Annotated in this window: 16 protein-coding genes and 2 tRNA genes; 11 read left to right on the top strand and 7 right to left on the bottom strand. The window is 74.2% G+C overall.

The window, feature by feature from the left end; all coding sequences use genetic code 11:
• Window positions 1–140: 140 nt before the first annotated feature.
• Window positions 141–2732 carry an aminopeptidase N gene (pepN, locus tag ACZ4MO_RS03090; protein ID WP_175008165.1) on the bottom strand — a complete coding sequence of 864 codons (2592 nt, stop codon included), beginning with the start codon at window positions 2730–2732 and terminating at the stop codon, window positions 141–143.
• Window positions 2733–2939: 207 nt separating this feature from the next.
• Here pepN and ACZ4MO_RS03085 point away from each other — a divergent pair, with 207 nt between their 5' ends.
• Both ACZ4MO_RS03085 and ACZ4MO_RS03080 read left to right on the top strand, forming a co-directional pair.
• Entirely contained in the window at window positions 2940–3584 is a 645-nt protein-coding gene (locus tag ACZ4MO_RS03085) for a mycothiol-dependent nitroreductase Rv2466c family protein (RefSeq protein ID WP_400109818.1), read from the top strand.
• A 201-nt stretch (window positions 3585–3785) separates the two neighbouring features.
• Window positions 3786–4970, top strand: coding sequence for a hypothetical protein (locus tag ACZ4MO_RS03080; protein ID WP_175008166.1), 1185 nt, complete (start codon window positions 3786–3788; stop codon window positions 4968–4970).
• Between the two features lie 68 nt (window positions 4971–5038).
• On the opposite strand, the gene ACZ4MO_RS03075 is transcribed toward ACZ4MO_RS03080, so the two are convergent.
• Window positions 5039–7093: a M13-type metalloendopeptidase gene (locus ACZ4MO_RS03075; protein WP_175008167.1), complete on the bottom strand. Its 2055-nt coding sequence runs from the start codon at window positions 7091–7093 to the stop codon at window positions 5039–5041.
• Between the two features lie 60 nt (window positions 7094–7153).
• Between ACZ4MO_RS03075 and ACZ4MO_RS03070 the strand changes: the two genes are divergently transcribed.
• Together ACZ4MO_RS03070 and ACZ4MO_RS03065 are read left to right on the top strand one after the other, a co-directional pair.
• On the top strand, window positions 7154–7615 hold the full coding sequence (locus ACZ4MO_RS03070; protein ID WP_074810546.1) for a ribose-5-phosphate isomerase: 462 nt from the start codon (window positions 7154–7156) through the stop codon (window positions 7613–7615).
• A 1-nt stretch (window position 7616) separates the two neighbouring features.
• Window positions 7617–8633 (top strand): zinc finger domain-containing protein, encoded by a 1017-nt coding sequence (locus ACZ4MO_RS03065; protein ID WP_175008168.1) that lies wholly within the window; start codon window positions 7617–7619, stop codon window positions 8631–8633.
• A 37-nt stretch (window positions 8634–8670) separates the two neighbouring features.
• Here the strand turns inward: ACZ4MO_RS03065 and ACZ4MO_RS03060 are convergent, their stop codons facing one another.
• Entirely contained in the window at window positions 8671–10011 is a 1341-nt protein-coding gene (locus ACZ4MO_RS03060) for a GNAT family N-acetyltransferase (protein WP_175008169.1), read from the bottom strand.
• Between the two features lie 67 nt (window positions 10012–10078).
• Here ACZ4MO_RS03060 and ACZ4MO_RS03055 point away from each other — a divergent pair, with 67 nt between their 5' ends.
• Complete coding sequence (locus ACZ4MO_RS03055) at window positions 10079–10477, top strand: MGMT family protein (RefSeq protein ID WP_175008170.1); 399 nt, start codon at window positions 10079–10081, stop codon at window positions 10475–10477.
• A gap of 15 nt (window positions 10478–10492) precedes the next feature.
• Here ACZ4MO_RS03055 and ACZ4MO_RS03050 read toward each other — a convergent pair whose 3' ends face one another.
• The 4 genes from ACZ4MO_RS03050 to ACZ4MO_RS03035 form a co-directional block, all read right to left on the bottom strand.
• Window positions 10493–11542 (bottom strand): LLM class F420-dependent oxidoreductase, encoded by a 1050-nt coding sequence (locus ACZ4MO_RS03050; protein WP_175008171.1) that lies wholly within the window; start codon window positions 11540–11542, stop codon window positions 10493–10495.
• A gap of 178 nt (window positions 11543–11720) precedes the next feature.
• Window positions 11721–12350, bottom strand: a complete 630-nt coding sequence (epsC, locus tag ACZ4MO_RS03045) for a serine O-acetyltransferase EpsC (RefSeq protein WP_255437036.1) — start codon at window positions 12348–12350, stop codon at window positions 11721–11723.
• Window position 12351: 1 nt separating this feature from the next.
• Window positions 12352–13287, bottom strand: a complete 936-nt coding sequence (cysK, locus tag ACZ4MO_RS03040) for a cysteine synthase A (RefSeq protein ID WP_021482934.1) — start codon at window positions 13285–13287, stop codon at window positions 12352–12354.
• A 507-nt stretch (window positions 13288–13794) separates the two neighbouring features.
• Window positions 13795–13865, bottom strand: a tRNA-Gly gene (locus ACZ4MO_RS03035).
• Window positions 13866–14069: 204 nt separating this feature from the next.
• Here ACZ4MO_RS03035 and ACZ4MO_RS03030 point away from each other — a divergent pair.
• The 6 genes from ACZ4MO_RS03030 to ACZ4MO_RS03005 all read left to right on the top strand — a co-directional run.
• A tRNA-Pro gene (locus ACZ4MO_RS03030) sits at window positions 14070–14143 on the top strand.
• A gap of 86 nt (window positions 14144–14229) precedes the next feature.
• A complete protein-coding gene (locus tag ACZ4MO_RS03025) occupies window positions 14230–15198 on the top strand; it encodes a DMT family transporter (protein ID WP_175008172.1) in 969 nt (322 codons plus the stop codon).
• Window positions 15199–15293: 95 nt separating this feature from the next.
• Window positions 15294–16703, top strand: coding sequence for a trigger factor (gene tig / locus ACZ4MO_RS03020; RefSeq protein WP_175008173.1), 1410 nt, complete (start codon window positions 15294–15296; stop codon window positions 16701–16703).
• Between the two features lie 256 nt (window positions 16704–16959).
• Entirely contained in the window at window positions 16960–17592 is a 633-nt protein-coding gene (locus ACZ4MO_RS03015) for an ATP-dependent Clp protease proteolytic subunit (RefSeq protein WP_499278630.1), read from the top strand.
• Window positions 17593–17710: 118 nt separating this feature from the next.
• Complete coding sequence (locus ACZ4MO_RS03010; protein WP_167405795.1) at window positions 17711–18346, top strand: ATP-dependent Clp protease proteolytic subunit; 636 nt, start codon at window positions 17711–17713, stop codon at window positions 18344–18346.
• A 202-nt stretch (window positions 18347–18548) separates the two neighbouring features.
• Window positions 18549–18962, top strand: a 414-nt coding sequence (locus ACZ4MO_RS03005) for a ClpX C4-type zinc finger protein (protein ID WP_499278597.1), incomplete at its 3' end; no start/stop codon positions are given.

Here is an 18962-nt window from a genome sequence, read left to right as displayed (position 1 = left end):
GACCGCCGCACGCGCCGGGACCGCCTGCTCGACGCGCCGGTACCGCCTGGTCGCGGACCCGCCCGGGACGACGAGCGCCGGGTCGCTCCGTCGGACGGAGCGACCCGGCGCGGGGTCGTGCGGGGCGCCGGCCCGGCGGGTCAGGCGTCGGCGGCCTGGGCGGCGAGGGCGCGCTCGACGCCGGCGAGGTTCTCCACGACGAGCCGGCGCAGCGCGGGGGCGGCGTCGGCGTTGGCGTCGAGCCACTCCTGCGTCGCGTCGCGCAGCACCGTGCTCGCGAGCGGCGCGGGGTAGAGGCCCGTGACCAGCGCCTCGGCGATGTGGTACGACCGCTGGTCCCACAGGGGGAGCAGCGCGTCGAAGTACGCGCCGACGAGCGGGGCGAGCGACTCGGGGTCGTTGACGTGCTGGAACCCGAGCGTGGTGGCGCGGACGATCGCGTTGGGGGCGTCGTCCGAGCCCACGAGGCGGTCGAACGCGGCGCGCTTCGCCGCGGCGGTGGGCACGGTCGCGCGGGCCCGCGCGGCGGACTGCTGACCCGTCGCGGTCGAGTCGGCGTCGAGCGTCGCCTCGATCTCGGCGTCGTCCGCGAGGTCGAGCAGGACGAGCCCTTCGAGGATCTCCCAGCGCAGGTCGGTGTCGATCTCGAGCCCGTCGAGGGCCGCGGAGCCGTCGAGCAGCGACCGCAGCGCCTCGCCGTGCGCGGGCGTGGACGCGAGGTGCGCGAAGAACTTCACGAGCTGGAACTGCAGGTCCGAGCCGGGGGCGGCGTCCTGCGCGAGCGACCAGAGCACGTCGCCGACGTGCGCGAGCGTCTCCTCGCGGCGCTCCGGCGCGACGTACGTCTTCGCGGCGAGCGCGAGCTGGTTGAGCGTCGTACGGATCGTCGTCGACTCGGTCTCGCGGGCGATGTTGCCCAGCACGAGGCGCACGTAGTCGCTGGCCGGGGTCTCGCCGTCGCGCGTCGCGTCCCACGCGGAGCCCCAGACGAGCGAGCGGGCCAGCGGGTCGGCGAGGTCCGCGAGGTGCTCGGTCGCGACCTGGAGCGACGCGGGGTCGAGGCGGATCTTCGCGTACGCGAGGTCGTCGTCGTTGAGCAGGACGAGCTGCGGGCGGTCGAGGCCGAGCAGCTCGGGGATCTCGGTGCGCGGCCCGGCCACGTCGACCTCGGTGCGGTGCACGCGGGTCAGGACCTGCTCGCCGTCGACCTCCTGCACGTCGTAGAAGCCGATCCCGAGCCGGTGCGGGCGTAGCGTCGGGTGGTCGGCGGCCGCCGTCTGCACGACGGAGAAGGTGGTGAAGCGGCCGTGGGCGTCGAGGTCGAACTCGGGTCGCAGCGTGTTCACGCCCGCGGTCTCCAGCCACAGCGCGGACCACGCGGTGAGGTCGCGGCCGCTCGTGGTCTCGAGCTCGACGAGCAGGTCGCGCAGCTCCGTGTTGCCCCATGCGTGCTTGCGGAAGTAGGCCGCGACGCCGGCGAGGAACTGCTCCTTGCCGACCCACGCGACGAGCTGCTTGAGCACCGACGCGCCCTTGGCGTAGGTGATGCCGTCGAAGTTGACGAACACGTCCTCGAGGTCGTTGATCGTCGCGACGATGGGGTGCGTCGAGGGCAGCTGGTCCTGGCGGTAGGCCCAGGACTTCTCCATCGCGGCGAACGTCGTCCAGGCCTCGCGCCACTCGGTCGCCTCGGCGGTCGCGAGCGTCGACGCGTACTCCGCGAACGACTCGTTGAGCCACAGGTCGTTCCACCACTTCATGGTCACGAGGTCGCCGAACCACATGTGCGCGAGCTCGTGGAGGATCGTCACGACGCGACGCTCCTTGACCGCGTCGGTGACCTTGGACCGGAAGACGTACGTCTCGGTGAACGTCACGCACCCGGCGTTCTCCATCGCGCCCATGTTGTACTCGGGCACGAAGAGCTGGTCGTACTTGTCGAACGGGTACGGGTGCTCGAACGCGGACTCGAAGAACGCGAAGCCCTCGCGCGTCTTGTCGAACACGTAGTCGGCGTCCATGTGGTCGGCGAGCGACGCGCGGCAGAAGACCCCGAGCGGGATCGTGCGGCCGTCGGACGACGTGAGCTCGCTGCGCTCCACGACGTAGGGACCCGCGACGAGCGCGGTGATGTACGACGAGATGCGCGGCGTCGGCTCGAACGCCCAGCGCGCGACCTCGACGTCGCCGGCGCCGGTGCCGGTCGGGTCGGCCTTCGTGCCGAGCGCCTCGGGTGCCGGCGTCGGCTGGTTGCTCACGACCTCCCACGCCGCGGGCGCGGTGACCGTGAACGCGAACGTGGCCTTGAGGTCGGGCTGCTCGAACACGGCGAACACGCGCCGCGAGTCCGGGACCTCGAACTGCGTGTAGAGGTAGACCTCGCCGTCGACGGGGTCGACGAACCGGTGCAGGCCCTCGCCCGTGTTCGTGTACGCGCAGTCGGCGACGACGCGCAGCTCGTTGTCGGCCGCGAGGCCGTCGAGCGCGATGCGCGAGTCGGCGAACACCTGCGCCGGGTCGAGCGGGCGGCCGTTGAGCACGACCTCGCGCACGGTCGGCGCGACGAGGTCGACGAACGTGCTCGCGCCCTCGGTCGCGGTGAACCGCACCACGGTCGTCGACGCGAACGTCGTCGCCCCCGTCGTGAGGTCGAGGTCGACCTCGTAGGACTGGACGTCGACGATCGCCGCGCGCTCGCTCGCCTCGGCGCGGGTGAGGTTCTCTCCGGGCACTGCATCTCCTCGGTCTCGTGGTCGGGCCGGTCGGCCTCGACGGCGGCCTGTGGGCCACGGACGATCATCCCACGCGTGCCCGCGCCCGCTCCCGGGAATACGCTGCGGTCGCGCGGTGTCGGAACGAGGTGGGGACGCCGTCGGCCCGGCCGCGCGCCCCGGCGACCCGGACCCCCGGGCGCGACCGACGACGAAGGAGACCGACCCGTGACGCTCACCGCCACGACCGACCCGACCGCGACCGAGGACGACCTGCGCGTCGCCGACTTCTGGTTCGACCCCGTGTGCCCGTGGGCGTGGATGACGAGCCGCTGGATGGGCGAGGTCGAGCAGGTGCGCGACGTGACCGTCCGCTGGCACGTGATGAGCCTCGCGGTGCTCAACGAGGGCCGGGACCTGCCGGAGGAGTACCGCGAGCTCATGGAGAAGGCGTGGGGCCCGGTGCGCGTGGTCACCGCCGCGCGCGTCGAGCACGGCGAGGACGTCGTCAAGCCCCTCTACGACGCGATCGGGACGCGCCTGCACCCGGGCGGTCGCACGGACTACGACGCCGTGGTGCGCGAGGCGCTCGCCGAGGTGGGCCTGCCCGCGTCGCTCGCCGAGGCGGCGGGTTCCGACGCCTACGACGAGCAGCTGCGCGCGTCGCACGCCGAGGGCATCGGTCGCGTCGGCGAGGACGTCGGCACCCCCGTCGTCGCGTTCGGCGGGACGGCGTTCTTCGGTCCCGTGGTGACGCCCGCCCCGAAGGGCGAGGCCGCCGGCCGGCTGTGGGACGGGTGCGTGCTGGTCGCGAGCACGCCGGGCTTCTTCGAGCTCAAGCGCACGCGCACCCAGGGGCCGGTCTTCGACTGACGTCGGGCACGGCGTCGCCGTCGTGCGGACGTCGTGCCGACGTCGTGCAGACCGCGGGGGCAGGGGCGTCGCGGGGCTCCCGGGGTTCGACCGGTGCGGGTGGCTCGTGCCATGCTTCGTCAGTTCGCGGGCGGTGTCAGGAGCGCCCGCCGCCCGGTCGCACCGGGCGAGTCCGCCGAGGAAGCCCGCGAGGAGCCGAGCATGTCCCCGAACGCACCCGTGCCACCGCCGCCGCCGCCCCCCGGCGGCGTCCCGGGGGCCGCGGTCGGTCGTGACGACGCCCAGCCGACCACGGCGTTCGCACCCGTGCCCGCGCACGCGTCCTCCGGGCCGCCCTCCTTCGCCCCGACGAGCGGACCGACGGCCCAGGCACCGCGCGCCACGCCCGCGGACGGTCAGCCGACCGTCGTCGCGTCGGCGGCGTCCTTCCAGGCGACGACGGTCCAGCACGTCACGCCGATCACGCAGCTCCCGACGGCGGCGCAGCCCGCCGTCCCGGCGCCCTCGCCGTCCCCCGTGCCGCCGCAGCGCGTGCGCTACGCGACCGAGCAGAACGGCTTCGGCGTCGCGGCCCCGGTCGGGACGGCCGCGGGCCGTCCGGGCTACGCGCCGGGCGACACGTCGGCCGGGTACGCCGCGGCAGGCCCGTACGCGGGCGGTACCGCGGCGTACGAGCCGACCGGCCAGCCCGCCCACGCGGCGGCCACGCCGGCGTCGCAGCAGCCCGCGTACCACCCGCCGGCCTCGGCGGCCCCGGCCGCCGCGCCGCGCGCGGCGTCGACGGGCGCACCGTCCGGGCCGTCGACCGGCGGTCGCGGCGGGCGCGGGGGGAGCGGCGACGGTCGCGGCTCGAACCGTCTGGGCGCCGGATGGATCGCGTTCATCGTGGTCGACGCGCTGCTCGTCCTCGGGGCGATCGTCTTCGCGATCTCGTTGCTCGGCGGCGGCGACGAGGAACCGCTCGGCGGGGCGTCGACGTCCCCGGCGGCGTCCGCCACGGAGGGAGCGGAGGAGACGCCTCCGGCCGAGCCCACGGTGTCCGAGACGTTCGCGTCGGAGTCGCGGAACATCACCTGCGAGGTGACGGACGTCAGCGCGACGTGCGTCATCGCCCAGCTCGGCGCGCAGCCCGCCCCGGTGGACGGGTGCGACGGCACGGTGGGCTACAAGGTCGTGCTGGAGGCCGGCGGCGGCGTCGACCAGCCGTGCGTGCCCGCGGCCGAGCAGCCGCAGCCCGCGCCGGGGGACACCGCGATCCTCGACTACGGCACGTCCAAGACGGTCGGCCCCTTCACGTGCGACAGCGCGGAGACCGGCATGACGTGCCGCGACGACGCCACGGGCAAGGGCTTCACGATCGCGCGCGCGGGCATCCGGACGCTCTGACCGGACCGACCACCACGCACGAGGGCCCGCGGCGGGACGACCCGCCGCGGGCCCTCGTGCGTCCGGCGTCACCAGATGCGCACGCGCTCCTCGGGCGCGAGGTAGAGCGCGTCGCCCGGCTGCACGTCGTAGGCGCGGTAGAACTCGTCCACGTTGCGCACGACCCCGTTGCAGCGGAACTCGTTGGGCGAGTGCGGGTCGGTCGCGATGCGCCGCACGACCTCCTCGTCCCGGCCCTTCGACTGCCACACCTGGGCCCAGCCGAGGAACACGCGCTCGATGGCCGTGAGCCCGTCGACCACGGGCGCCTCGTCCAGCGGACGGCCGAGGGCGATGCGGTAGGCCTTGAGCGCGATGGACAGGCCGCCGAGGTCGCCGATGTTCTCGCCGATGGTCAGCGCGCCGTTGACGTGCGGGCCGTCCTCGCCGAGCTGGGCGGGTCGGTACGCGTCGTACTGGGCGACGAGCGCTGTCGTCCGCTTCTCGAACTCCTCGCGGTCGCGTGCCGTCCACCAGTCCTCGAGGCGGCCCGCGCCGTCGTACTTGGAGCCCTGGTCGTCGAACCCGTGACCGATCTCGTGGCCGATCACGGCGCCGATGCCGCCGTAGTTCACGGCGTCGTCGGCCTCGGGGTCGAAGAACGGGGGCTGGAGGATCGCGGCGGGGAAGACGATCTCGTTCATGCCCGGGTTGTAGTACGCGTTGACCGTCTGGGGCGTCATGAACCACTCGTCGCGGTCGAGCGGACGCCCGATCTTGCCGAGCTCGCGGTCCTGCTCGAACGCGTGCGCGCGGCGCACGTTGCCCACGAGGTCGTGCGCGTCGACGACGAGCGCCGAGTAGTCGCGCCACCGCACGGGGTAGCCGATCTTCGGCGTGAAGGCCTCGAGCTTGGCGAGCGCCTTCTCCTTCGTCTCGTCGGTCATCCAGTCGAGCGTCGTGATCGACTCGCGGTAGGCGGCCACGAGGGAGTCCACGAGCTCCTCCATGCGCGCCTTGTGCGCGGGCGGGAAGTGCCGCGCGACGTACTGGGCGCCGACGGCCTCGCCGAGCGCGCCCTCGACGACGGAGACGGCGCGCTTCCAGCGCTCGCGCACCTCCTGCGCTCCCGACAGCGTGCGCCCGTAGAAGTCGAAGTTCGCCTCGACGAGGTCGTCGGAGAGGTAGGGCGCCCGGGCGGTGACGAGGTGGTACACCATCCACAGCTTCCAGTCCTCGAGCGGCTCGCTCGCCCAGAGCTCGGCGAACCCGGCGGCGAAGTCCGGCTCGCGCACCACGACGTCGTCGAGCGAGCCCTGCGGCGCGCCGAGCGCGAGGACCCACGCACGCCAGTCGAACCCGGGCGCCTCCTCCACGAGCGCGGCGAGCGTGCGCGGGTTGTAGGTGAGGTCGGCGTCGCGGTCGCGCACGACGTCCCAGTGCTTCGCGGCGAGCCTCGTCTCGAGCGCCATGATCCGCTCGGCGGCGTCCTCGGGCGTCGCGCCCCACGTCTCGGACGTCACGCCCGCGAGCGCGAGCATGCGCGCGACGTGCGGCACGTACTTCTCGCGCACGGGCGCGTACTGGTCCTCGCGGTAGTACGCCTCGTCCGGCAGGCCGAGCCCCGACTGGTAGAGGTAGGCGACGTAGCGCTCGGGGTCCTTCGCGTCGTTGTCGACCCAGAAGCCGACGGCGCCGGCGCCGCCCGTGCGCTGCAGTGCGCCGAGCGCGCCGGTGAGCTCGGCCTGCGTCGTCGCGGACGCGATCAGCGCGAGGTCCGGCTGCAGCGGCGTGGTCCCGAGCGCCTCGATCCGCTCGGTGTCCATGAAGCTCGCGTAGAGGGCCCCGACCTTCGCGGCGTCCGGCCCGACGTCCGCGCCGCCCGCCGCGACCTGCTCCCCGAGGTCCGTGATGATCTCGCGGACGTGCACCTCCGCCTGGTCGTAGAGCGCCCGGAACGCGCCGTCCATCGCGCGGTCGGCGGGGATCTCGTGCGTCGCGAGCCAGCGCCCGTTGACGTGGCGGTACAGGTCGTCCTGCGGGCGGACGGCGGGGTCCAGCGCGTCGAGGTCGATGCCGGAGCGCGTCGCGTCGGGGGTGCCGGACGAGGCCGGAGGCGTGGACGTCGGGGAGGTCTGTGTCATGCGTCTCAGGCTACGGCCTCACCTCGGCGGCGAGGGGGCCCGCTGGGGCATGATGAGCCCATGCGCGTTCACATCGCCGCGGACCACGCCGGCTACGAGCTCAAGACCCATCTCGTCGAGCACCTGGGGGCGGCGGGTCACGACGTCGTCGACCACGGTGCCCACACGTACGACGCGCAGGACGACTACCCGTCGTTCTGCTTCGCGGCGGGCGAGGCGGTGGCGGCGGAGCCCGGTTCGCTGGGCGTCGTCATCGGCGGCTCCGGCAACGGCGAGCAGATCGCGGCGAACAAGGTCGTCGGCGTGCGCGCCGCGCTCGCCTGGAACCTGGAGACCGCGCGCCTCGGGCGGCAGCACAACGACGCGAACGTCGTCGCGGTGGGCGCGCGCCAGCACTCGGTGGACGAGGCGGTCGAGCTCGTCGACGCGTTCCTCGCGGAGCCGTTCAGCGGCGACCCGCGCCACCAGCGCCGCATCGACCAGCTCGCGGCGTACGAGGCGGCGCGCGGCACCTCGGCCTGACGTGCCCGAGGGCCACACCGTCCACCGCCTCGCGCGCGCCTTCGGCGAGCTCTTCACGGGCGAGCCGCTCGCGGTGAGCAGCCCGCAGGGCCGGTTCGCCCCCGGCGCGGCCCTGCTCGACGGGCGCGTGCTCGTCGCGAGCGAGGCGTGGGGCAAGCAGATGTTCCTCGGCTTCGCCGCGCCGGGTGCCGCGTCCGACGACGTCCGCTGGCTCCGCGTGCACCTCGGCCTCTACGGGGCGTGGACGTTCGCGGGCGACGGCGGCACCGCCGTCGTGCACGCGATCGGCGCGCCCCGGCGCCGGATCGGTGAGCGTGAGACCGTCCCGGCGGGCCCGGGGGAGGCGCCCGGCGCGCCCGACGGCGCCTGGTCGCCCCCGCCGCCGCGCGGCGCCGTGCGCGTCCGGCTCGTCGGCGCGCACGCGGTCGCGGACCTCACGGGCCCGACGGCGTGCGAGGTCGTCACGGCCGACGAGAAGCGTGCCGTCGAGGACCGGCTCGGGCCCGACCCGATCCGTGCTCCGGGCCCCGGGGAGCCTGACGCGCGCGACGCGTTCGTCGCCGCGGTGCGGCGCTCGCGGAGCCCCGTCGGGCTGCTCCTCATGAACCAGGACGTCGTCGCGGGCGTGGGGAACATCTACCGCGCGGAGGCGCTGTTCCGGGCCGGGCTCGACCCGATGCGCCCCGGCCGCGACGTGCCCGCGGAGGACCTGCGGACCGTGTGGGACGACCTCGTCGTGCTCATGCGCGACGGCGCGCGCACGGGCGCGATCGTCACGACCCGCCCGGAGCACCGCGACGACGGCACGGCCCCCGACGGCACGGCCCCCGGCGGCGCGGCGACCGGGCGGCGGCCCGTGCGGCAGAACACCGACGTCGCGCCCGACGCCGTGCCCGCGGACGAGGCGTTCTACGTGTACCACCGCGACGGGCTGCCGTGCCGGGTGTGCGGCACGCCCGTGCTGCTCAAGGAGCTCGCGGGGCGCAACCTCTTCTGGTGCGGCGTCTGCCAGACGTGACCGCGGGTGCACCCGGGACCCGGGTGCACCCGCCGCGTCAGAACACCCAGCTGCACACCGGCGCGACGGGCCAGCCGAAGGCCGCGCTCGCGCGCGCGAGCGCGTCGGGGGAGTGCTCGGTGACGAGACCCGCCGCGCCGAGGGCCGCGAGCGACGTCCCGCCCAGGTAGGCCGCGCCGAGCTCGCGCACGTCGAGCGAGACGTCCGCCGCGTCGTCGGTCCGCTCGGCCGCCGCCGCGCCGAAGGCCTCCGCCCGCAGGCGCCAGCGTCCCGCGTTGTCGGGCAGGCGCGCGTCGGTCACGTGCAGGACGACGTCGACGTCCGCCGCGTACCGGCGCGCGGCGAGCGCGCCGGGCACGTCCACGACCCGGACCCACAGGTTGTCCGCGAGGCGCGGCGACGCGGAGCGCGGGTCCACGAGCAGGCTCGTGACGACGTCGTCCACGGGCAGCATGAAGGGCGTCACCTCGTGCGTGAGGTCGAGGTCGGTGAGCACGCCCCACAGCGCGCGGGCGGCCGCGGCGTCGAGCGCGACGACCTCGCCCGTGCTCACCGGGCCGCGCGGGCCCGTCGCCTCCCACGAGAGCTTGCGGTGGAAGCGCGCGTACCCGCGCGGCTCGCCGTCGAGCTCGACGACCGCGATGCGCGTGGGCTCGCGGTCCTTGCGCCACACCTTGGCGTCGTCCCAGAACGTCGCCTGGAGCTCGGGTGTCTCGCGCGTCGCCCACCCCGGACGGTTGATGCCCGCGCCCTGGCCCGTCGGGTCGGCGCCCGCGCGCTCGTGGATCGTCGCGACGAGCTGGCCGTGCCGCGCGCGGTCGGCGCGCTCGATGCGCACGGTGTGGCGCTCGGCACCCGGGACGTCGCGCAGCGCGACGCCGCGCGGGACGGTGAGCCGTACGTCGTCGGCCGCCTTGCCGTACCCGAAGCGGCCGTAGATGGCCGCCTCCGCCGCGAAGAGCGCCGAGACCGGCTCGCCCCGCTCGCGGCACCGGGCGAGGTGCGTGTCGATCATCGCGCTGAGGATGCCGCGCCGCCGGTGCGCGGGGTGGACGCCCACCCAGGTGAGGCCCGCGACCGGTGCGGTCGCCCCGGGGACCGGGAAGCGCGCGAACGGGTACGACGCGTGCATCCCCACGAGCTCGCGCCGCACGGGGCGCGCACCGTCGACCGGCGGCGCGTCGACGTCCTCGCGCTCGACCGTCACACCGAGCGCGCGTTCCCAGGTGAGCGGGAAGGGGAGGTCGACGAGCTCGTCGACCTCGACCGGCGAGGGGAACGTCGTGGTGTCGAGGTCGAGCACGTCGCGCAGGTCGGCGGACGTGAGGGGGACGATCTCGTAGCCGTCGGGGAGGCGGGCGGGTCGGTGGTCGTTCATGCCCCCGATCCTGGCGTCCCGGGCGGTGCTCGCGCCAGGACATTCGCGACGGCTAGGGTCGGGCGCCATGGCACGACGCACCCCCGGACGTGACGGAGCCGGCGACGACGACCGCGCCGACCCCCGGGCCCTCGCCCAGGAGTACGCGACCGCGGTGCTCGACCTCGTGCGGCGCGTCCCGCCCGCGCGGGCCATGACCTACGGGCTCGTCGCGGAGATCGTCGCGGAGTCGCTGGGGCGGGGCGGCCCGCGCCAGGTCGGGCAGGTGCTCGCCGGGTCGTCCGGGGTGGACGACGACGGCGCCCCGGTCCCGTGGTGGCGGATCGTCAACGCGGCGGGGTCGCCGCCCGCGCACCACCTCGACGCGGCGCTCGCGGAGCTCCGCGCCGAGGGGTGCCCGCTGTCGCGCGACGGGCGCCGTGTGGACCTGCGCCGTGCCGTCTGGTTCCCCGGCGCAAACGACTGACCGCCGCGGTCGGGATCAGCCCGGGGTCGGTGCCGCGAGGAGCGGGGCGAGCGTCTGCACGGCCGTCGCGTCGCCCTGGACGAGGAGCGTCGTCACCGCCGTCTCGCGCCACGCCGCGAGGTCGCGCGCGATCTTCTCGGGCGGCCCCACGAGCGCGACGTCCTCGACCATCGACGTCGGGACGGCGGCGGCGGCGAGGTCCTTGCGGCCCGCGAGATAGTGCGCCTGGATCTCGTCGCACGCCTCGGCGTACCCGAGGCGGTCGAGCGCGTCGCGGTGGAAGTTCGCGCCCTTGGCGCCCATCCCGCCGACGTACAGCGCGAGGAACGGGCGCACCTGGTCCGCCGCCTGCTCGACGTGCTCGCGCACGACGACGGGGACGGTCGCGCTCACCTCGAACGACGACTCGGGCGAGCGGTCGGGCGCACGCCGCGCGAAGCCGTCGGCGAGGAGCTCGCGGAACGTGGCGTCCATGCGCGGCGAGTAGAACAGCGGGAGCCAACCGTCCGCGATCTCGGCCGCGAGCGCGATGTTCTTGGGTCCCTCGGCCGCGAGATGGATCGGGAGGTCGGCCCGCAGCGGGTGGACGGTCGAGCGCAGCGGCTTGCCCAGGCCCGTCCCGGCGCCCTCGGGCAGGGGGAGCGGGTAGTGCGGCCCGGACGACGTCACGGGCGCCTCCCGGCGCAGGACGTCGCGCACGACCTGCACGTACTCGCGCGTGCGCGCGAGCGGCTTCGCGTACGGCTGCCCGTACCAGCCCTCGACCACCTGCGGCCCGGACACGCCGAGGCCGAGGACGAACCGGCCGCCCGAGAGGTGGTCCATCGTCAGCGCGGCCATCGCCGTCGCGGTCGGGGTGCGTGCGGAGACCTGCGCGACGGCCGTCCCGAGGCGGATGCGGGTCGTGCGCGAGCCCCACCACGCGAGCGGCGTGAACGCGTCGGAGCCGTAGGCCTCCGCGGTCCAGACCGAGTCGACGCCGAGGCGGTCGGCCGCCACGATCGCGTCCTGGATGCCGTCGGGGGGACCGGCCGACCAGTAGCCGGTGTGGATGCCGAGGCGCATGCGCGCTCCTCCTCGTCGAGGGTCGTGGTGCCGGGCCGGGCTGCCGCGGACGGGCGGCCGCGAGCGGCGGTGGGCGGGCGGTACCCGAGGGCGTACCGGGCAGGGGGGTATCCGGTACGCGCGGTCTCAGGTACCGCCCGCGACCACACTAGCCGATCCGGGGGCGCCGTCGCGGCCCTCAGATGACGTACTCGATGAGGAGCGACGGGTCCTCGACGGTCTCGCGCGCGGCGGGCGTGCCCGCCGGCATCCGGACCGTGGCCGGCACGCCGACGGCGACGGCGCCCGCGGGCACGTCCTTGACGACGACGGCGTTGGCCCCGACCTGGACGTCGTCGCCGACCCACACCGGGCCGAGGATCTTCGCCCCGGCACCGACGACGACCCGGTCGCCGAGCGTGGGGTGGCGCTTGCCCCGCTTCATCGAGCGCCCGCCGAGCGTCGACGTGTGGAAGAGCACGACGTCGTCGCCGACCACGGCGGTCTCGCCCACGACGACGCCCATCCCGTGGTCGATGAACAGGCGTCGGCCGATGCGCGCCCCGGGGTGGATCTCCACGCCGGTGAGCGCCCGCGCCGCCTGCGACACGAGGCGTGCCGGCAGGCGCAGCAGCGGCTCGCGCCACATGCGGTGCGCGAGCCGGTAGGCCCACACGGCGTGCACGCCGGGGTACGCGAGAGCGACCTCGAGGCGGCTGCGCGCGGCGGGGTCCCGCCGTCGGGCCGCCTCGAGGTCCTCGCCGAGCACGCGCACGAACCGGCGCAGCCGGTGGCCGGCCGTCCGTGCGCGGGGGTAGGGGTCGGTCACGTCAGTCCAGCAGGTCGGCGTAGAGGACCGAGGACAGGTAGCGCTCGCCGAACGACGGGATGATCGTCACGATGAGCTTGCCCGCGTTCTCGGGACGCGCGGCGAGCTGCAGCGCGGCCGCGATCGCGGCGCCCGACGAGATGCCGACGAGCAGGCCCTCCTCCTTGGCGGCGCGGCGCGCGTACTCGACGGCCGTCTCGGCGTTGACGTCGATCACCTCGTCGTAGACCGAGGTGTCGAGGATCTCCGGCACGAAGTTCGCGCCGATGCCCTGGATCTTGTGCGGGCCGGGCTGGCCGCCGTTGAGGATGGCCGACTCCTCCGGCTCGACCGCGACGATCTGCACGCCGGGCTTGCGCTCCTTGAGCACCTGGCCCACGCCCGTGATGGTGCCGCCCGTGCCGATGCCCGCGACGACGATGTCCACCGCGCCGTCGGTGTCGGCCCAGATCTCCTCCGCCGTCGTGCGGCGGTGGATCTCCGGGTTCGCCTCGTTGGCGAACTGGCGGGCCAGGATCGCGCCCTCGCGCTCGGCGACGATCTCGTCGGCGCGGCTGACGGCGCCCTTCATGCCCTCGGAGCCCGGCGTGAGGATGAGCTCCGCACCGAACGCGCGCAGCAGCGCGCGGCGCTCCTTCGACATCGTCTCCGGCATCGTCAGCACGACGTCGTACCCGCGCGCCGCACCCACCATCGCGAGCGCGATGCCGGTGTTGCCCGACGTCGCCTCGACGATCGTCCCGCCGGGCTTCAGCTCCCCGGACGCCTCGGCGGCGTCGATGATCGCGACGCCGATGCGGTCCTTGACCGAGTTGGCGGGGTTGTAGAACTCGAGCTTGCCCACCACGGTGGCGCCGAGCCCCTCGGTGAGCTTGTTGAGCCGGACCAGCGGGGTGTTGCCGACGAGCTGCGTGACGTCGTCGTAGATGCGTGCCATGTCTTCCTCTTCTGTCGACGGCTCGGGGTGAGCCAGGTGGGGGTACCGATGGGGAGCGGGGCGCGCCCGGTGGCCGGGGTCCAGCGTCTCGCGGGGGCGGCGCGGACGCGCGCGGACGGCGGGACGGGCTCGGGCGGGACGAGGGACGTGCGCGGGCGTGCCGGGGCACGCGGGGACGGCCGTCGTCAGCGGCAGCCGAGACAGCGACAACAGGAGGTGCGCGGCGCGGCGCGGTGCAGCGATGCAGGACGCGCGGTCGTCGCGGTCATTCCTCGCTCCTCCTGGTCGGTCGCGCCGGGAGCCGCCCGGAGCTCCGGGCGTGCCGACGGCGCGCGTGCCCTGAGGCTATCGGTCCGCGGCGCGGCCCTGCAACGCCGTCCGGGGAGGGCTCGTGGCAGCGTGCGGGCGGCGTCGGGCCCGGAGCGCCGTGCGCGGCAGGACGGACGGGGGACGACGACGGGCGCCCGGCCGTGGAGGCGGGGCGCCCGTGGTGTCGAGGACGATCGGAGCGGGCGACGGGAATCGAACCCGCGTAGCCAGTTTGGAAGACTGGGGCTCTACCATTGAGCTACGCCCGCGCGGGTCGTGAGATGCGTCCGGTGGTCGGCCTGTGCGGCCGCCCGGGACGGCGTGCCACCGACCTGCGGCCGCCACCCTAGCAAACGTCGGCGGGCGGCCGGTGCCCGCGTCGTCGCCCTGCGCGTCCGTGCGCGGCCGGCGCCGTCGGTGGCGCACCGTCCCGCCAGTACACTTGCCCCTGGTCCGCCCGCCGCGGCGGACGACGGGGTGTGGCGCAGGTTGGTAGCGCGTCCGCTTTGGGAGCGGAAGGTCGCAGGTTCAAATCCTGTCACCCCGACCTTCGCGCGGCGCCCTGCGGGGGCGTCGCGGGACGTCGCCGACGTCCGGGCCGTCGCGGCGGCCCCGGTCCCCAGGAGGTGCCCGTTGAGCGAGGCCTTCGCGCCCGCCGGCCCGGCGGCCCGCGTCACCGTCGCCGCGCTCGTCGCCGCCGGGAGCGGCGCGGTGCTCTCGCTCCAGGGGCGCCTCAACGGCGATCTCGGTGCCGCAGGGACGGGACCCGTCCTCGCCGCATGGCTCTCCTACGTGGGCACCCTCCTCGGGACCGTGCTCGTGATCGTCGTCCGCCGCCGCGTCCGGTCGACGCTCGCCGTCGTGCGCTCGACCGCCTCGTGGTGGTGGTTCGCGGTCGGGCTGTGCAGCGTGCCGATCGTCGTCGCGATGGCCGCGGGGATCCCGCTCGTCGGGGTCGCGGTCGCCTCGGTCTGCGCCGTGGCCGGCCAGACCGTCGCCGGGCTCGCGCTCGACGCGCGGGGCGTCGGGCTGCCCGCGCCCCTTCGGCTCACGCCGCGTCGCGCGGGAGCGGGCCTCGCCGCGGTGGCGGGGCTCGGGATCGCGGTGCTCGGCAGCAGCGCGGGCGGCCCCGGGTGGGCGGTGGTCGCGGCCGGTACGGCGCTCTTCGTCGGCGGCGCGGTGCTGTGCGGCCAGCAGGCCGGCAACGGCCGTGTCACGGAGCTCACGGGCGACCCCGTCGTGGCGACCCTCACCTCGGTCACCGGCGGCCTCGCCGGCATCACGCTCGTGTGCGCCCTCGGCGTCCCCCTCGGGCTGCTCGACGGCGTCACCCTCCCGGCGCAGTGGTGGCTCTACCTCGGCGGCCCCCTGGGGACCCTCGTCACCGTCGCGGCCGCGTTCGCCGTCCGGCACCTCGGCACGTTCGTCCTCACGCTGACCGTCGTCGGCGGGCAGATGGTCATGGCGGTGCTCCTCGACGCGGTCGGCGCGGTCGGACTGCGGTGGCCGACCGTCGCGGCGACGGCGGTCGTGGCGCTCGCGGTGCTGCTCGCCGTGCCGCGACGGGCGCCACGGGCGAGCCGCCGCGTCGAGCGCGCTTGACCGCTCGCGTACGATGGGACGGTTGCCCGTACGCCCGCGTGCGGTGCCGTCCCCGGCCGTCCGCGGCCCGCCCCGATCAGTTGGAGATCATCGAAGTGAAGAGCGCCGTCGAGACCCTGGACCCCACCAAGGTCAAGCTGACCGTCGAGGTGGAGTACGACGAGCTCAAGCCGAGCATCGACCACGCCTACAAGCACATCGCGGAGCAGGTGAACATCCCCGGCTTCCGCAAGGGCAAGGTCCCGCCCCGCGTCATCGACCAGCGCGTCGGCTGGGGCGCCGTGATCGAGCACGCCGTCAACGACGCGCTCTCCGGCTTCTACCGCCAGGCCGCGAGCGAGGAGAACCTGCGCCCCCTCGGCCAGCCCGAGGTCGAGGTCACCGAGATCCCGGCGAAGGCCGGCGAGGGTCAGCTGGTCTTTACCGCCGAGGTCGAGATCCGCCCCGAGATCACGCTGCCCGCGCTCGACTCGCTCGCGATCACCGTCGAGCCCGCCGAGGTCACGGACGAGGACGTCACCGAGCGCCTCGACGCGCTGCGCGAGCGCTTCGGCACCCTCGTCGGCGTCGACCGCCCCGCGGCCGAGGGCGACTTCGTCGTGCTCGACCTGAAGGCCGAGATCGACGGCGAGGAGGTCGACTCCGTCTCCGGCGTCAGCTACCAGATCGGCTCGGGCAACATGCTCGAGGGCCTCGACGAGGCGCTCACCGGCCTGTCTGCCGAGGAGACGACCACGTTCAACGCGCCGCTGGCCGGCGGCGAGCACGAGGGCAAGGAGGCCGCGGTCACCGTCACCGCCACCTCCGTGAAGCAGCGCGACCTCCCCGAGGCCGACGACGACTTCGCCCAGCTCGCCTCCGAGTTCGACACGCTCGAGGAGCTCACCGCGGACCTGCGCGAGCAGGTCGCGAGCATCAAGACGTCGAACCAGGCCGTCGCGGCGCGCGACGAGCTGCTCAAGGCGCTCAACGACGCCGTCGAGATCCCCGTCCCCGCGGGCGCCGTCGAGGCCGAGGTGCACCGCCACCTCGAGTCCGAGGGCCGCCTGGAGGACGACACGCACCGCGCCGAGGTCACGGTCGAGGCGACCGACGCCCTGCGCAACCAGATCCTGCTCGACACGCTCGCCGAGCAGCTCGAGATCAAGGTCGCGCAGAACGAGCTCCTCGAGTACCTCGTGAGCGCCTCGCGCCAGTACGGGATGGACCCGAACCAGTTCATCCAGTCGCTCGACCAGGGCGGGCAGATCCCCGCGATGGTCGGCGAGGTCGCGCGCTCCAAGTCGCTCGCCGTCGCGCTGCGCCAGATCGAGGTCAAGGACACCGCCGGCAACGTGGTGGACCTGACCGAGTTCATCGGCTCGGACGACGAGGACGCCGCCGCGGACGAGCCCGTCGAGGACGTCGCCGGTGAGCCGGTCGAGGAGGCGCTCGTTGACGACTCCGCCGCCCCCGCGGCCGACGCCCCGGTCGAGGACGACGAGAAGGACGCGACCAAGGCCTGACGCCTCGGCGGCCTCGGCCGGACGGTCCCCACGACGGCCCGCACCCTCTGCGCGAGGGTGCGGGCCGTCGTCGTCGGCGAGGGTCGGCGCACCTGGTGCGCCGTCAGCGAAAACGCGGCCCGCCGGGACGAACGGCGGGCACGGACCGCGTTAGGGTCACTGCAGCACGGCTGGACCGGGACGCCGTCCCGGCCGGCCAGGGCAGCGCAGGCGGGGGCGACCCGCGGGAGCGACGAAGGAGATGGATGTGAACGAGCTGTACCTGCCGTCCGACGCGACGGCCCCGGTGAACCGCGCCGAGGGTCCGGGCCTCGGACTCAACGACTCCATCTACAACCGGCTCCTCAAGGAGCGCATCATCTGGCTCGGCTCGGAGGTGCGCGACGAGAACGCGAACGCCATCTGCGCCCAGATGATGCTGCTCGCCGCGGAGGACCCGGACAAGGACATCTGGCTGTACATCAACTCGCCCGGCGGCTCGATCACGGCCGGCATGGCGATCTACGACACCATGCAGTACATCCAGCCCGACGTCGCGACGATCGCCATGGGCATGGCGGCCTCGATGGGGCAGTTCCTGCTGTCGTCCGGCACCAAGGGCAAGCGGTACGCGACGCCGCACGCGCGCGTCATGATGCACCAGCCGTCCGGCGGCATCGGCGGTACCGCGACGGACGTGCGCATCAACGCGCAGCTCATCATGCACATGAAGCAGGTGCTCTCCGAGCTCACGGCCGAGCAGACCGGCAAGCCGCTCGAGCAGATCCTCAAGGACAACGACCGGGACAGCTGGTTCACCGCGCAGGAGGCGCTGGAGTACGGCTTCATCGACCACGTCGTCACCAACGCGTCGTCCGTGACCGGCGGCGGCGGCACCACGGGTTCCTGACCCCGCACCGGACACCAGACTTCACCGAGGAGAACCCGTGAGCTTCAGCGCCGAGTCCCAGTACCTGTCCACCGCCCAGCGCCTCGCCGGCCCTGCGGCCCGCCCCGGCGGCGTCGCCCTGCCGGGCGGCGCGCCGTCCGCCCGCTACGTGCTCCCGCAGTTCGAGGAGCGCACGGCCTACGGCTTCAAGCGGCAGGACCCTTACACCAAGCTGTTCGAGGACCGCATCATCTTCCTGGGCGTCCAGGTCGACGACGCGTCCGCGGACGACGTCATGGCCCAGCTCCTCGTGCTCGAGAGCCAGGACCCGGACCGCGACGTCATCCTCTACATCAACTCGCCGGGCGGGTCGTTCACCGCGATGACCGCGCTCTACGACACGATGCAGTACATCAAGCCGCAGATCCAGACGGTCTGCCTCGGCCAGGCGGCCTCCGCCGCGGCCGTGCTGCTCGCCGCGGGCCAGCCGGGCAAGCGTCTCGCGCTCCCCAACGCGCGCGTGCTCATCCACCAGCCCGCGATGGAGGGCGGCGGCTACGCGCAGGCGTCCGACATCGAGATCCACGCGAACGAGCTCATCCGCATGCGCGAGTGGCTCGAGGACACCCTCGCGCTGCACTCGGGCAAGTCGGTCGAGCAGGTCCGCCAGGACATCGAGCGCGACAAGATCCTCACCGCCGAGCAGGCGAAGGAGTACGGCCTCGTGGACCAGGTCCTCGAGAGCCGCAAGGCCGTCGCGATCAACAAGCCGTGACCCGGCACGCCTGACCACGCGCCGCGCCGCCGTCCCCTCGGGGCCGGCGGCGCGACACGTTTGTGCCTCGTGCGGAGAGCCCACCTGACAACGGGGGCCCCGTGGTGTGGAATGGGGAGCAGGACCCGCTCGGCCGTGCCCGGGCCCTGAGCCGTCGAACCCGACGGCCGGAGGACCGGGCACCGGGACAAGGAGACGCGTAGTGGCTCGTATCTCAGACGGTGCCGACCTGCTGAAGTGCTCGTTCTGCGGCAAGTCGCAGAAGCAGGTCAAGAAGCTCATCGCGGGCCCCGGCGTGTACATCTGCGACGAGTGCATCGACCTCTGCAACGAGATCATCGAGGAGGAGCTCGCCGAGGCGACGGAGCTCGGCCTCACGGAGCTGCCCAAGCCCAAGGAGATCTTCGAGTTCCTCGAGCAGTACGTCATCGGCCAGGACGCCGCGAAGCGGGCCCTGGCCGTCGCGGTCTACAACCACTACAAGCGCGTGCAGGCGGGGGAGCAGGCCAAGCCGTCGAACCCCGACGACGCGGACTACGTGGAGCTGGCGAAGTCGAACATCTTGTTGATCGGTCCGACGGGGACGGGCAAGACGTATCTGGCGCAGACGTTGGCG

Source organism: Sphaerisporangium cinnabarinum (genome assembly GCF_055567015.1).
Note: the sequence above shows the minus strand (reverse complement) of the source record. Positions and strands in the feature narration are given on the sequence as shown.